Annotated in this window: 15 protein-coding genes and 1 pseudogene; 11 read left to right on the top strand and 5 right to left on the bottom strand. The window is 37.9% G+C overall.

Features of this window, described 5'->3' with window-relative positions:
• Positions 1-32: 32 nt before the first annotated feature.
• Positions 33-2,156, bottom strand: coding sequence for an RNA degradosome polyphosphate kinase (locus Q5794_RS06975; protein ID WP_374988922.1), 2,124 nt, complete (start codon positions 2,154-2,156; stop codon positions 33-35).
• Positions 2,157-2,229: 73 nt separating this feature from the next.
• Positions 2,230-3,755: pseudogene (locus tag Q5794_RS06970) on the bottom strand (exopolyphosphatase).
• A 109-nt stretch (positions 3,756-3,864) separates the two neighbouring features.
• Here Q5794_RS06970 and Q5794_RS06965 point away from each other — a divergent pair.
• Together Q5794_RS06965 and Q5794_RS06960 are read left to right on the top strand one after the other, a co-directional pair.
• Complete coding sequence (locus tag Q5794_RS06965) at positions 3,865-4,377, top strand: L,D-transpeptidase family protein (RefSeq protein WP_057238677.1); 513 nt, start codon at positions 3,865-3,867, stop codon at positions 4,375-4,377.
• A gap of 255 nt (positions 4,378-4,632) precedes the next feature.
• Complete coding sequence (locus Q5794_RS06960; protein ID WP_013056025.1) at positions 4,633-5,100, top strand: YkyB family protein; 468 nt, start codon at positions 4,633-4,635, stop codon at positions 5,098-5,100.
• 49 nt (positions 5,101-5,149) lie between these two features.
• On the opposite strand, the gene Q5794_RS06955 is transcribed toward Q5794_RS06960, so the two are convergent.
• Positions 5,150-6,055, bottom strand: a complete 906-nt coding sequence (locus Q5794_RS06955; protein ID WP_057238679.1) for a chemotaxis protein — start codon at positions 6,053-6,055, stop codon at positions 5,150-5,152.
• Positions 6,056-6,351: 296 nt separating this feature from the next.
• Between Q5794_RS06955 and Q5794_RS06950 the strand changes: the two genes are divergently transcribed.
• From Q5794_RS06950 to Q5794_RS06930, 5 genes are all read left to right on the top strand, one after another.
• Complete coding sequence (locus Q5794_RS06950; RefSeq protein ID WP_214985589.1) at positions 6,352-6,951, top strand: TetR/AcrR family transcriptional regulator; 600 nt, start codon at positions 6,352-6,354, stop codon at positions 6,949-6,951.
• Positions 6,952-7,064: 113 nt separating this feature from the next.
• Positions 7,065-7,259 (top strand): hypothetical protein, encoded by a 195-nt coding sequence (locus Q5794_RS06945; protein ID WP_013056022.1) that lies wholly within the window; start codon positions 7,065-7,067, stop codon positions 7,257-7,259.
• 204 nt (positions 7,260-7,463) lie between these two features.
• Positions 7,464-7,685, top strand: coding sequence for an IDEAL domain-containing protein (locus Q5794_RS06940; protein ID WP_214985587.1), 222 nt, complete (start codon positions 7,464-7,466; stop codon positions 7,683-7,685).
• 96 nt (positions 7,686-7,781) lie between these two features.
• Positions 7,782-8,945, top strand: a complete 1,164-nt coding sequence (locus Q5794_RS06935) for an aminotransferase A (protein WP_116074125.1) — start codon at positions 7,782-7,784, stop codon at positions 8,943-8,945.
• Between the two features lie 152 nt (positions 8,946-9,097).
• A complete protein-coding gene (locus Q5794_RS06930; RefSeq protein WP_214985585.1) occupies positions 9,098-9,709 on the top strand; it encodes a nitroreductase family protein in 612 nt (203 codons plus the stop codon).
• 36 nt (positions 9,710-9,745) lie between these two features.
• Here Q5794_RS06930 and Q5794_RS06925 read toward each other — a convergent pair whose 3' ends face one another.
• Positions 9,746-10,531, bottom strand: coding sequence for an SDR family oxidoreductase (locus tag Q5794_RS06925; protein ID WP_374988921.1), 786 nt, complete (start codon positions 10,529-10,531; stop codon positions 9,746-9,748).
• Positions 10,532-10,675: 144 nt separating this feature from the next.
• Here Q5794_RS06925 and Q5794_RS06920 point away from each other — a divergent pair, with 144 nt between their 5' ends.
• Entirely contained in the window at positions 10,676-11,371 is a 696-nt protein-coding gene (locus Q5794_RS06920; RefSeq protein ID WP_214985581.1) for a GNAT family N-acetyltransferase, read from the top strand.
• Positions 11,372-11,469: 98 nt separating this feature from the next.
• Positions 11,470-11,601, top strand: a complete 132-nt coding sequence (locus Q5794_RS06915) for a hypothetical protein (RefSeq protein ID WP_264295260.1) — start codon at positions 11,470-11,472, stop codon at positions 11,599-11,601.
• Between the two features lie 78 nt (positions 11,602-11,679).
• Here Q5794_RS06915 and Q5794_RS06910 read toward each other — a convergent pair whose 3' ends face one another.
• Positions 11,680-12,456, bottom strand: coding sequence for a hypothetical protein (locus Q5794_RS06910; RefSeq protein ID WP_013056016.1), 777 nt, complete (start codon positions 12,454-12,456; stop codon positions 11,680-11,682).
• Between the two features lie 241 nt (positions 12,457-12,697).
• Between Q5794_RS06910 and Q5794_RS06905 the strand changes: the two genes are divergently transcribed.
• Positions 12,698-13,573, top strand: a complete 876-nt coding sequence (locus Q5794_RS06905; RefSeq protein ID WP_013056015.1) for a LysR family transcriptional regulator — start codon at positions 12,698-12,700, stop codon at positions 13,571-13,573.
• Between the two features lie 127 nt (positions 13,574-13,700).
• Entirely contained in the window at positions 13,701-13,826 is a 126-nt protein-coding gene (locus Q5794_RS06900; protein ID WP_285229664.1) for a hypothetical protein, read from the top strand.
• Positions 13,827-14,168 lie beyond the last annotated feature (342 nt).

The raw sequence follows: 14,168 nt of genomic DNA, 5'->3' as shown, positions 1-14,168 counted from the left end.
ACTAAAAAGCCGAGCACTCGGCTTTTTTTATGTTATTCTTGATCGTCGCAAAGAGCATATTGACAAAAGATCTCTTGACTATTAATAGAGAGCTCATGTTCTTTTTTTATGACGTAATGATAATTCCCTTCTTGATCTTGTTCTCGTGCTTTTACATTATCAGCAAGCATAACTTCAAGCCACTTCCACACTTTTTTTTTCAAATGTGTATCCAAGATAGGAAATAAAATTTCTACTCGTTTCACCATATTTCTTGTCATCATATCTGCAGATGAAAAGAAAAACTTTTCCTGTTTATTATGATGAAAATAATAGATTCGGCTATGCTCTAAAAATCGTCCGACAATGCTTCTTACTCTTATATTCTCGCTAACGCCTTGAATTTGAGGGCGCAAGCAGCACGCTCCTCTAACAATGAGTTCGATTGTCACACCAGCTATAGAAGCTTCATATAGCTTCATAATTAAAATTTTATCCGTCAATGAGTTCATTTTCCCAATGATTCTTCCATTGCCATACCGTCTGTGATAATGGATTTCCTGATCAATGAGATGCAAAAAATCATTTCTTATATCAAATGGTGCAACGGATAAATGATGATATACTGGTTTTTGCGTATAGCCACTTAAGTAATTAAAAAAATTGGCCGCATCTATCCCGATGTTTCGGTTGACAGTAAAAAGACTTATATCCGTATAGATCTTTGCCGTCGCATCGTTGTAATTCCCAGTACCAAGATGAACAAACCGTTTAATATGCTCTCCTTCTCTTCTCACCACGAGCGTAATTTTACCATGCGTTTTTAAATGAGTCATTCCATATATCACGTGGCACCCTGCCCGCTCTAGCTCTTTAGCCCATTGCACATTATTCTCTTCATCAAACCTCGCTTTTAGTTCAACTAGTACCGTCACTTGTTTACCTTTTGCAGCCGCTCGCTTTAATGCTTTAATAACGGGAGAATCTCCGCTTACCCTGTATACCGTTTGCTTAATAGCAAGCACATTTTCATCGTCTGCTGCACCGTTAACAAAATCAAGTACCGGCTTAAACGATTCATAAGGATGGTGAAGCAAAATATCTCTTTGAATCATTTGGTCGAAAACATTTTGATCCGGGTGTAACTCTGTTGTAAGCTTAGGAATAAAGGCTTTTTCAGCCAACTCTTCATGCGTAGATTTAAGTAATTTATAAAACGAAAATAAACTGGTTAAATCCAGCTGTCCTTCGATCTCATACACATCTTCATCGTCAATTTCAAGTACTGACTTTAAATGCGCTAGTACACCCTGATCATATGGACTCTTAATCTCAAGCCGAACAGCCGCTCCCCATTTTCGCTTCTGTAACTCTTCTTCAATTTCTTTTAGTAAATCTTGAGCGTCTTCTTCGTGAATAGTCATATCTGCGTTGCGGGTAATTCGAAATTGAGAAACGGAAGAAACGCGGTATCCCTTAAACAACTTTTTAATAAAATAGGCAATTACATCCTCTAGCAATACAAATAGACGGGTAGAATCTGACGTGGCTATTTCAATGTAGCGCGTTAGCATCGAAGGTACTTGAACGATAGCTAGCCTTTCTTTTATCTCGGCAATTTGCTGCTCGTCATTTAAATTTTCTGAAAGGACGACTGCTAAGTTCAAGCTTTTATTCATCAACATAGGAAACGGCCGGTAGGTATCAATAGCCATAGGAGTTAATACGGGAAAGATTTGCTCGTCAAAATACTGTTCAAGCTTATCTAGATTTGATTTCTCCAGCTTTTCAACCGTAATGATTTCCACGCCGTATTTCTGTAATTCGGGAAGAAGTGTATGAATATACGTATCATACTGCTGCTTGACTAGATCGTGGTTTTGTTTGGAGATAGAAAATAGCTGCTGTTTAGGAGTTAAGCCTGCTTTGTTTTCAGGTTTGCTAAATCCAGCTTTCACTTGATCTTTTAATCCGGCTACCCGAATCATAAAAAACTCATCCAGATTTGAACTGAAAATTCCTAGAAATTCAAACCGCTCAAGCAAAGGGTTTTTCGTATCTACTGCTTCTTCCAGCACCCGCTTGTTAAAAGCCAGCCAGCTCAATTCACGATTATTGTAATAAGCTGAATCAGCCACTTGTATGGTTTGCTTATAAGTGCGATTACTTTCTAACATTAGCCTCACCTTCCAGGATAATGGATTTAATCTAGTTAGCTATACTGAATATTCTAACCGATCCAGCGTTATTCTAAAGCTTAGTAAATTCAAGAACAATATTTTTTTTCACTACTTTTTCTAGATGCTTTTTCTGTTTTTCAGCCTGATATTGTTCAGGACGAAAGGTTTTTGTACATAATAGTTTAATCGTAACTGTGTTTTCATCGCTTTTCATGTCAATATGTTGAACAACATTTCGCTTTGTTGCATGTAAACCGTCAGCTATTTTTAAAACTGCACCGAGCAGCTGGACTTTTTTTGTTCTTCTTTTGTTAACCACTTTTTAAAAGGAGCAACATATTGCCTAAAAGAAGACTTCCCTTTATATGAAGAAACAAGTGCCAGCTTTAAACGTTCTCTATGTGAAATTCCATCGATTGTACGATTAGCAAGCACATAAAACGTATGCTGGCTGCTTGATTCCGCATTAATATACTTTCCTATATCATACACTTGCGCAGCTTTTATAAGAAGCGCTAAGTCATCCTCTTTTAAATCAACCGGTCCCTGCTCCCTAAGGTGCTGAAACATCATAATAGCTGTGCGCGTAAGCTGTTTGACATAATCTTTACTTACTTCAAACTCTTCCATTATTTCTTGAAAACTTTGCTGTATGACATCGGGGTACATTGGCTGGATATTAGCATCAGAAGCCTCCTTAAATAACACCCCTTCTCTTAAGCCTTTGCGACTTAAGATGAAACGAGTCGCGTTGACTGTTTCATATAATGATTGAAATACTTCAATCGCTGGCAAAATTGTATCCACACGATCCTTTGACAAGCGGTCTAGCTTTTGAAGATTGTGATAAGACAATGAGCCTATAGCAGATTTCACATGCAATATATCAGCTAAATTCATTTCATATTGATGCAGCCCGGCGAGAGGATAGTGGATAAAACCTTGATGCACTTGCACCATACTTCTTGCACTTCCTCCAATTGCTACAATCGGAACTTGGCGATTTAAAAGCCACGGGACAGTATGGAAATGCCGGATCACGAAATCGCGGATTTTTACTTTTTCTTCTGCAGTGGGAATATTGCCTTTGACGAACTTCAGACGCAGAGATAAGGCACCGAACGGAAAGCTGTGGTACTGCACTAACTCTCGATTGCGAAAATACGTAACTTCCGTACTTCCCCCACCAATGTCAATTGTAATGGCTTCTTCGATCGAAGTGGAATGAATAACGGCAACAAAGCCGTAATACGCTTCTTCATATTCAGACAATAGTTGAATAGAAAAGCCCGTTTCTTTTTTTACAAGCGCTAGAACTTCTTTTGCATTAGCCGCTTGACGGATGGTAGCTGTGGCCACACAGGTAACGTGCGGCAGCTGCTGATGCTTGGTAATAACTCCAAACGTTTTAAGCGTATCAAGCAAGGTATATATTCCTTTAGCCGTTAACACTCCTTCTTTACTTAAATAATTTCGAAGCCGTGCAGCTACTTTCACGTTTTCAATTTGCTTAAACCCTCTGCCTTTTTTGTATTCATAAATAACAAGGCGTATCGTATTTGAACCTATATCAATCAGTCCATGCTTATAAGTCAATGTAATTTCAACACCTTTTTCAAAATAACTTTATGCTCACAAAAGTCACTTTTACTTTTTTCAATCGTATACTGTTACAACATAGTCATATATCAAAGGAGCGAAGTTAATGAGATATATAGTAAAGCACGGTGAAACCTGGCAAAGCGTTTCAGGTGACTACCGGGTTCCGGTTGAAGACCTGTGGATGGCTAATCCTTTTGTAAGCCATAGTACGCTGAAGCCTGGGCAAGTAATCATCATTCCAAACCTCCCTGATAAAGAGCTCATTCCTTACACGATCCACGTGTTTATTGCTGAAAAGCAGCTTGAATTACGAAGAAATAATATCATACAAAAAGTCTATCCCATTGCAGCAGGAAAAATGCTGAGCGCAACCCCTACTGGAGACTTTGTTATCGTTAACCGGGAGCCAAACCCCGGGGGGCCTTTTGGTACAATGTGGCTAAGCTTGTCTAAAAAGTCATACGGCATTCACGGAACAAATGATCCAAGTTCTATTGGAAAAGCCGTATCCAAAGGATGCATTCGCATGTATAATGCCCAAGTAAATGAGCTAGCTCAAATTGTGCCAAATGGGACTGGTGTTTATATTCGACCTTCTCGACGAATGGCTCAATAGTTCGGGATTTACTAATCAATGATTGTTTAACTGTGCGAGCAGCATTTTTTTTAAAATAGAAAGTATGGCGTGCTGTTCCACTTTACTTGTATAAGGAAGCGTAACAAAACAAACCCTATACATAGGAAATTTCATTAATTACCAAAATACTTCTTCGTGTAATTATTTTCAAATGGGACAAGACACGCTATAATGAACGTATCAGCTTTCACCTTATGGGTTGAACAGCTGATATGATAGAAAGGGAGTGAACGTATGTCTCAAGCAAATGGACAAGGCTCTTTGACCCCGTCTGTATCTGAGATTGCACAAGCTATTTTCACTGTAAATCGTCACGCAAAAGCTGCTCCTGATCCTAAGCAGTTATATACGTTAAAGAAAATTGCATTAGATCAACTAATTTTAGAAGGAAAAGCCAAAAAAGAAGGACTTCACTTTTCGCCAAACCCTGGTAAAAGTCAACAAAAATCAGATGTACTTGTATCAGTTGGAGACTACTTTTTCCATATGCCTCCAAAGAAAGAAGACTTCAAAGAGTTATCACACCTCGGCCATTTAAACCATCAGTATCGAAATCCCAAAACGACTATGTCATTATCTTATGCGAAGCGCTTATTATCTAAATATACGGGTCATCTCGTACAGCCGGCTAAAAGCCCTGTTTCGACTCCAAGAAAACGGCAAGCACCTGTGTTTAAACCGCTGGGTAAAAGTTATTTTTAAAAAAGTGCCTGAAGTGGAGCAATCTGCTTTCAGGCACTTTTTTGTGATCCTACAAAATATAGAGATCGATTAACTCAACAAGCTCTCCGATTTCCGGCTTACTTACTTGTCCTTCCGCTCCTACCATCTTTCCCTTGTGACGTAAATCTTCTGTGATAAGAGAAGAGAAGATAATGACTGGAAGTATAGAAAGCTGAGGATTTTCTTTCACTTTTTTAGTTAAATGATGCCCATCCATTTGCGGCATTTCTATATCTGTAATAAGCAGCTGGACTTGATCACTGATTTCCACACCTTCATCGATCACCGAGCTTAGATAGTTCCACGCTTCCTCACCGTTCTCAAAAAATTCCGTGTTCTCATAACCTGCTTGTGCAAGAGTATCTTCAATCATTCGGCGCAGCAGCGGCGAGTCTTCAGCCACGACAATCTTTTTATTAGAGCGTTCCCTAGCCCCTAGCTTTTTTATTTTTGACTGATTAATACCCGCATCAGGGTTCACGTCAGAAATCAACTTTTCAAAGTCTAACAGCAGAATCATTTGACCGTTTAATTTTACCACTCCAGTAATCTGCGTTTCCAAACCTTGATACAAATCTGAAGGCTTCTCAATTTCTTTCCAAGAAATACGGTGAATTTGCGTCACTGCATGGGTATGAAAGACAATTTTTTGCTGATTGAACTCTGTAACAATTAACTTATCTTTTTCCGGCGTATTTGAAGGTTCCATTTTTAACGCTTTTGCTATGTCAACAACAGGAAGTACTTCCCCTCTTAGCTCTATAATACCTTCTATGTAAGAATGCGCATTTGGAACAGGTGTAATAGATACGGGATTAATAATCTCTCTAACTTTTACTACATTGATGCCAAACCAAACATTTCCTATCTCAAATTCGACAATTTCCAGTTCGTTTGTACCACTTTCCAACAAAATTCCTTTATCTCGATTCATATACTTACTCCTCTCATCTCACCTGCTTATCTAATAGTCCATATTTCCCATTATAGTGGCCGCCTCTTATATCCGTAAAGAAAAATTTTCTTATTTTGTTATCCTTTTTCCCTAAAATATATACATAAAATATTGTTTTACGAATTGACAGAATATTATATACTATATAAAAACATGAGCGTCGATCCCTTTCGTCTCATCCTCTGCTCAGTTTTTTACTTGCTCTACTCTACTTCTCTATACTAGCTTATGAACTTGAGTCAAACGACTACTCCTATTAAAACGAGGTGTAATTTATGAACAGAGGATTACAAAAAGAAGAAACAAAAAAACGCATCCAAAAAGCCGCTATCTCTTTATTCCAACAGCAGGGATATCAAAAAACGACTGTGTCTCAAATTACCCATGAAGCGGGTGTAGCAAAGGGTACATTTTTTAATTACTTCAAAACAAAAGAAGAAGTTCTTCACTACCTTGGAATTAATTTTACAAACCGTATCTCCTATAAATTAGAACAGCTCCTTCAAACAGAAGAATCAACTGCTTCTATTGTTAAACAACTGTTTTTATTACTAGCACAATCAAACGAAGAAGCGAACCCTCACCTAATCCGTTCTTGGTTTCATATTGCTATTACCAACAGTTCCTTTCAACAATCTGAAATTCTTCAAATTGAAAAAATGCGTGCTCATTTTACAAAAGTTTTTCAAACAGGACAAGACAGTGGTGAACTTATAGTCGATATCCCTGCCGAAGAAATGGCTTCTATTGCTATACTTAATTTTTTTGGCACACTTCTCTACTGGTGTACCAACCAACCCGACTCTGCTACCCTTCAAGAAAGAATAGACAAGTCGGTTACTCTTTTATTTAGAGGGTTTCTTATTCATTCCTAAAAGCCTGTTCACAAATTTTTTACAAGAAATCGAAGATAGCTGTGGACTCTACAGCCAAAACGGTTTATACTACACAAAGTGAATGAATAATCTTAAAAGAAGGTGTTCGTAATATGAAAGGCTCCGTCATTCTTTTTAATGACGATAATGAAATGACCATTATTGAAAACGTAGAAGAAGCTGTATATCAAGATATTAAAGAACAAGAAGGCTCTGATCACTGCGTTGTAACATTGGACGATCATGAAGTTGATTTTGGCTACGTTTCCCCCGTTTATTGGCGTGAAGGCCAAATACACACTGACTAATATACAAGACCTGCATATATATGCAGGTCTTTTTATGCGCTTATTATTTTGAATCTAGAATTGAACGTGAAGCGAGGAACCTCTGATTTCCTAACACATACCTTAGCACATTCGCAGCTAAAAAACAGGGTTAACAACTATATAGAAAGGGTACATTTCAAGTAATAGAAGCTGCGTTTTATTTTTAAAAAGGAGGTTTATGTTATGAGTTCTTATCGAAAAAATATGAATCACTATCCTCACTCATCTCAGTACACACCTTACCAACACTATTACGCGAAAGAAGCTGATCGTATTTTAACGACGATGAGTACAAACTTTAATAAACAGCATTTGAAATCTCTTATCGACGATGTGTTAGATAACAGAGATGAAGAACAATTTTATGAACTAACAACTGCTTATAATAAGCTGTATAATACCTAACTTAAAACCACTATTTGCAAAATGCGCAAATAGTGGTTTTTTACCTATTTTCATTGTGATAAAATGAGTTGAAAATACGCGGAAGGATTTGAAACTATGGAGCACTTAATCAATAAACGTGTCAAAGAAATTGAATTATCAGGAATACGTACATTTTATAATATGGTCTCACAATATCAAGATGTTTTATCCCTCACAATTGGACAACCTGACTTCTTAACACCACAGCATGTAAAAGAAGCGGCAAAATCTGCAATTGATGATAACCAAACTTCTTATACCCACAATGCTGGAACGATAGAACTGCGCGAGGCAGCAGCTCAATTTGTCAAAGAAAAATATGACTTGCACTATAACCCAGCTGATGAAGTGATTGTGACCATTGGAGCTAGTCAAGCAATTGATATTGCTCTTCGCACCATTTTAGAAGAAGACTCCGAAGTTATTTTACCTGGACCTGTTTACCCAGGATACGAACCGCTTATCCGATTAAACGGCGCTAAACCTGTACATATTGATACAACCGAAACAGGATTTCGACTAACAGCGGATTTAATCCAACAACATTTGACGTCTAAAACAAGATGCGTCATCTTACCTTATCCGTCTAATCCTACAGGCGTGACGTTGTCACAGCAAGAATTAGAAGAAATTGCTGCTCTTTTAAGCGATAAAAATATTTTTGTACTATCTGATGAAATATACAGCGAGCTCGTTTTTGATAAAAAACATCAGTCCATTGCCTCCATTTCATCTATGAGAGAGAAAACAATTGTTATTAACGGAGTATCAAAGTCTCATTCCATGACAGGCTGGCGAATTGGCCTTTTATTTGCTCCTTCTTATTTAGCCAAACATATTTTAAAAGTTCATCAATACAACGTGAGCTGTGCTTCTTCTGTCTCTCAAGCAGCTGCACTCGAGGCACTGACAGCAGGCAAAAATGATGCGGTAGATATGAAAAAAGAATACGAACAAAGACTGAATTATGTTTATGACCGACTAGTAAACATGGGATTTGACGTAGAAAAGCCGACGGGTGCTTTTTATATTTTCCCTTCTATTCAGAACTTCCACAGTAATTCATTTGATTTTGCCCTGGAGTTAGTAAAAGAAGCGGGTGTTGCACTAGTACCCGGCAGCGCTTTTTCTTCCCACGGTGAAGGATATGTACGCCTGTCGTATGCGTATTCCATGAACACGCTGCGTGAAGCCTGTGATCGAATTGAAGCTTATCTTACCTCTCGTCAATCACGTTAAGCCGATGAGAAGAAGTGTATGCATTTTTTTGTGAGTGACAGCACATAAGAGCGGGTATACTAGAAGCATATAAATTGACTTCAATAGTGTATCATTATAAAATGTGCATCGATTCACTAAAGAAATACATACTTTTAACGGAGGTTTTTATTATGACAAAAGATTTTTTTGACGTGGTAAATGAACGTACATCGATTCGAGAATATGACTCTTCAGCTAAATTAACCAAAGAAGAATTAACGGAACTTTTAGAAGCAACAGTGAAGTCACCATCAGCTTGGAACTTACAGCACTGGCATTTCGTTGTTATTACAGACCAAGATGCGAAAGAACGTCTACTTCCAATTGCTTATAACCAAAAACAAATTACAGAAGCAGGCGCTGTAGTAGCTGTCTTAGGTGATTTAGAAGCCAATAAAAATGTAGATGACGTGTACAATCCACTAGTCGAAGCAGGTCACATGACAGAAGACGTAAAAAATATTTTGTCAGGACAAATTAACGGCGCTTATAAAAACGGTGCTTTTGCCCGCGATGCAGCGTTTACGAATGCTTCTCTTGCGTCTATGACATTCATGCTTGCAGCAAAAGCAAAAGGATTAGACACTTGCTCAATGGGCGGATTTAACGCTCAAAAATTTGTAGAAGAATTTAAAATTGAGGATCGATACATTCCAGTTATGCTTATCTCAGTTGGAAAATCGGCTAAAGAAGCACACGCTAGCGATCGTTTACCATTGGATCAAGTTACAACTTGGATTTAACAAAAAACCCTGCGGCTGCAGGGTTTTTCTATGTAACTAAATGGATTTCACCATGCCTCCGTCGATTAGAAATGACTGGCCTGTCATATATGAATTCGCTCCCGAGACAAAGAAAGCAACGGCTTTAGCAAACTCTTCAGGCTGACCGTAGCGTTTAAGAGGAATTTGGTTTCTCATCTCTTCTTCAATTTCTGAAACGTCTACTCCCAGTTTTTCAGCACGAATGGTATCTAGCTCTTTCACTCGGTCTGTTGCAATTCTTCCTGGCGCAACCGTGTTAATTAAGATACCGTCCTCTGCTAGTTCTGAAGCAAGTGTTTTGGTAAGCCCCACGATTCCTGCACGGAAGGTGTTTGACAGAATAAGTCCAGCAATTGGCTCTTTAATGGAAGAAGAAGCAATATTCACAATACGTCCTCCGCTCTTTTTCATAACGGGCACTACCTCACGAATGATACGAATATAGCTGAGGAGATTTAACTCAAATGCATGCTTCCAATCATCATCTGTTAACGAAAGGAAGTTCCCTGCTTTAGGACCTCCTGTATTATTAATTAAAATATCAATGGTTCCAAACGTATCTACTGTATATTGAATAACATCTTGAATGTCTTGAGTTTTCGTGACATCTGCCGTTTTATGTAACACTTGTCCGCTTCCAAGATATGAAATCTCTTCCGCTACTTGGATTAGTTTCTCTTCTGAACGACTTGCAATCATAACGTTTGCGCCTTCTTCTGCGAGCCTGGCAGCAATCGCTTTGCCAAGCCCTTGGCTGGCAGCAAATACAAGCGCTGTTTTTCCTTTTAATTCAACATCCATTTCTTTCACCTCGTCTAATAGTTCGAATCTTTTTAACTTTATCACGTTCTCGTCAAATTCTTCAATAAATATGAAATAATTTCTTTTTTCCATATGGTATACTTAATTATCTGAAAATTTTTTCTTAAAGGAGGCAAAAAAGCAGTGTATAAAAAGCAATGCTTTGTCTTTCATCAAAATAAGCCTGTCACATGTACGGTACGATCATATACATCAAATGACTTCGATGAGTTGATTCGGATTCAAGAAGAAAGTTTTCCCCCTCCTTTCCCTTCTGAATTATTATGGAGCAAAGATCAGTTAAATAACCATGTTTCCCTTTTTACGGATGGAGCGCTATGCGTGGAGATAGACGGGACAATATGCGGGTCTATCACAAGCTCGATTGTTTCAGTGGAAGGAAATGAGGCTCATACATGGGATGAAGTAACAGGAAGCGGATATATTCATACGCACGACCCTTCTGGTAATACGCTTTATGTAGTGGACGTATGCGTTACTCCTTCGCATCGATCGATGGGGCTTGGGAAGCTGCTTTTGCAGTCTTTATATGAAGTTGTGATTCATTACAAGTTAGAAAGGCTGCTCGGCGGGTGCCGCATCCCTGGATACGCATCAGTGTCTTCCTTGTACACGCCCGTTGAATACATGAACCTTGTATCTGCCGGAACTCTCTACGACCCGGTTATGACCTTTTTAATGCGCTGTGGCAGAACGCCTATTGGTCTCGCAGCAAACTATATTGAAGATGAAGATTCACACAACTACGCCGTACTAATGGAATGGAAAAATCCATTTTATACGGCTATTCAAAAAGAGGCTGGGACAAAAATATTTTAGCCCAAGTGAAAAACGAACCATTAATCAACATGTCTGATTAGTGGTTCGTTTTTTTGTGATGGTGAATATAGTTTTATCTGTTTCGTTCCTTCTAGCAGTTGATTGGAGGGCAAGGCGAAGACTCCTGCGGGAAAAGCGGAAGGGATGAGACCCCGCAGGCGCGAAAGCGACGAGGCTCAGCGGCCGCCCGCGGAAAGCGAAGCCTTGCACGGAAATCAACTGCGGTGTAATAAGCAGTCCAGCTCATGTATCTCATGTGTTCGTCTTTAGGTTGGGTTCATTTAGTTATGTCTCAACCTCTTTTTAGACTATTGAACTTCTTCAATGCTCCACTCTAGCTCTTTATGAGTGAGAACAAGATGCGCCTGCAATTTACTCATCTCTTTGTGCTCAAACCGATCATTATACATTTCATTCATGTCGTCAAAGTCACCGATTGTATACAAAGGAATTTTAATATCTCTACGGGATTGCACCATGTGTTCAAAATCAATAAACAAACCGTCATTCGTTAAAGTAAGAAGCGTATTTGCTAACACGAGCGGCAATATTGGATATTCTAACTTCTTCCTTCTAAATACAAATCTTTTTTGCTTAATTTCTGACATTTTCAACGGAATGATTCGGCTTAAAATATGCTTCATATCATACACGTCTCGAAAATAGATTTTGTTGTAAAATCCATCATCATGAGCTAAATAAACAAATTGATTACCGAGTTTATTATTAAATGGCGAATTGAGCGGTTTTTTTAAATGACCTAAATACAGCAGCGCTGCAATATCTTGAGGTTCTAACAAATCTAACGAAGATACATCCTCAAAATCAATCCAACAAAAATCACCATAATTATAAACATCATCCTCTGCTAAAAGATGAATTTGTTCTTCTTCTACGTAGTCCATATGGGTTTGGTAATGGTAATCACTGTCTTCAAAACCGTGCTTTAACAATAATATATTTGCAAGCGGCGTAGGAAGGGAATGATAAAACTCTTTAAATTCAATTCCATATGTAATAAAGCATTTTTTATTTACATGGCCATTAATATAAACGATATCTCTTATTTCATCTGCTTTACTCAACCGTTCTAACCACCTTATTGATTGATTCTGTGATCGATATGTAACCGTTCTACTGATTTATATATTATACTTCTAAAATAAACAATGTGTAAATATATATTGTTGGCAATTTCTTTCGTATTCACTACCTCTTCTACTGATCATTTTATTTGATAGGAAAGAAAGGTATAGAGCTGATTGTGAATGTGGTAGAATGTGTGTATCTTATTAATTAGCATGTATGAACACGGAGGTATACAAAATGGATGTTCGCCATTTGCATTACTTAACAGAAGTGGCTAAACATAAAAATTTCACAAGAGCTTCTGAAGCGCTGCATATTTCTCAACCTTCTCTCAGTAAAATGGTTAAATCATTAGAAGAAGAGCTCGGCACACCTTTGTTTGATCGCGCTGGCAAACAAGTTCAGCTTACCGATGCAGGAATAATTGTGTACGAGCAAGCAGAAAGCATTTTATCTTCTCTCCGAGATTTATCGGATTCCCTCTATGATTTAATGCATTTAAAAAGAGGAACCATCAAAATAGGCATTCCCCCTATTATTGGTACATTGTTTTTTCCTACTATTATTAAAGCATTTCGAGAGCAATACCCTGAGATTCATATTCAATTAGTGGAATATGGCGCTAAAAGAATGCAAAAATTTGTGGAACAAGGCGAAGTGGATGTGGGCGTAGTTTTACTTCCAGTTGATGAAAACATGTTTTTTACGACTCCTTTAGCCCGAGAAACACTGCAGCTTGTTGTTCATAAATCTCATCCGTTGGCTCAGCATTCTACGATTTCATTAAAAGAGTTAAAAGACGAAACGCTTATTTCCTTTCATGAAGACTTCACCATGCATGAAATGGTCTATAACGAATGTTTAAAAAATGGATTTACCCCTAATATTGCTTTTAAAAGCTCTCAGTGGGACTTCATTGGAGAGTTGGTAGCTGCTAATCTCGGCATTGCTCTTTTCCCTTATTCATTATGTGAAAAACTTGATTTGGAGCATGTGAAAGTAATTAATCTCGAGAATGCTATTCCATGGGAAATTGCTTTAATCGTTAAAAAAGATCGCTATATCTCTTACGCTACACAGGCTTTTATTGATTATATTAAAAGTACAGTTTAACAAAGCTGAGACAAAAGTAGTTTAATTAAAAATCCAAATGAGTTTGATTCTTAATAGAAAATCAAACTCGTTCGGATTTTTTTATGGTGGTGAACGTAGGTTTCATATATGTAGCGGCTTTTAGCTGTTGATGGGAGAGCAAGGCGAAGACTCCTGCGGGAAAAGCGGAAGCGACGAGGAGGCTCAGGGCTGCCCGCGGAAAACGAAGTCTTGCACGGAAATCAACAACGGTGTAACAAGTCATTCATACTAAATCATTTATCCCCTTGGTTCGTCTTTAGATTGAATTGATTTAAGCATGTCTCCATCTCTTTTTTTAATTGCCTTTTATTAAATAATTAGATCTTGTATTTCACAAACTCTTTTTTGAAAAGGTTACCAACGCATTTGTAAAGAGATTTCTTTCAACTATAACTAAAAAGAATAGTTATCATAGTTATTATATATTTCATATTATAGTCGTTTTTTTGTAAGATAAGTGTGTAGCATTCATTTACTCAAGTTGTATCCCCATTTGCAAAATCCAAATAGTTTCTCTTTTCCCATGATGGAGTCGTCTTTTCAGCATAGACGACTCCATTATTGTCTCAACAAA

The sequence above is a fragment of the Priestia megaterium genome (assembly GCF_041941685.1).
GTDB classification, from domain to species: domain Bacteria; phylum Bacillota; class Bacilli; order Bacillales; family Bacillaceae_H; genus Priestia; species Priestia megaterium_C.
Note: the sequence above shows the minus strand (reverse complement) of the source record. Positions and strands in the feature narration are given on the sequence as shown.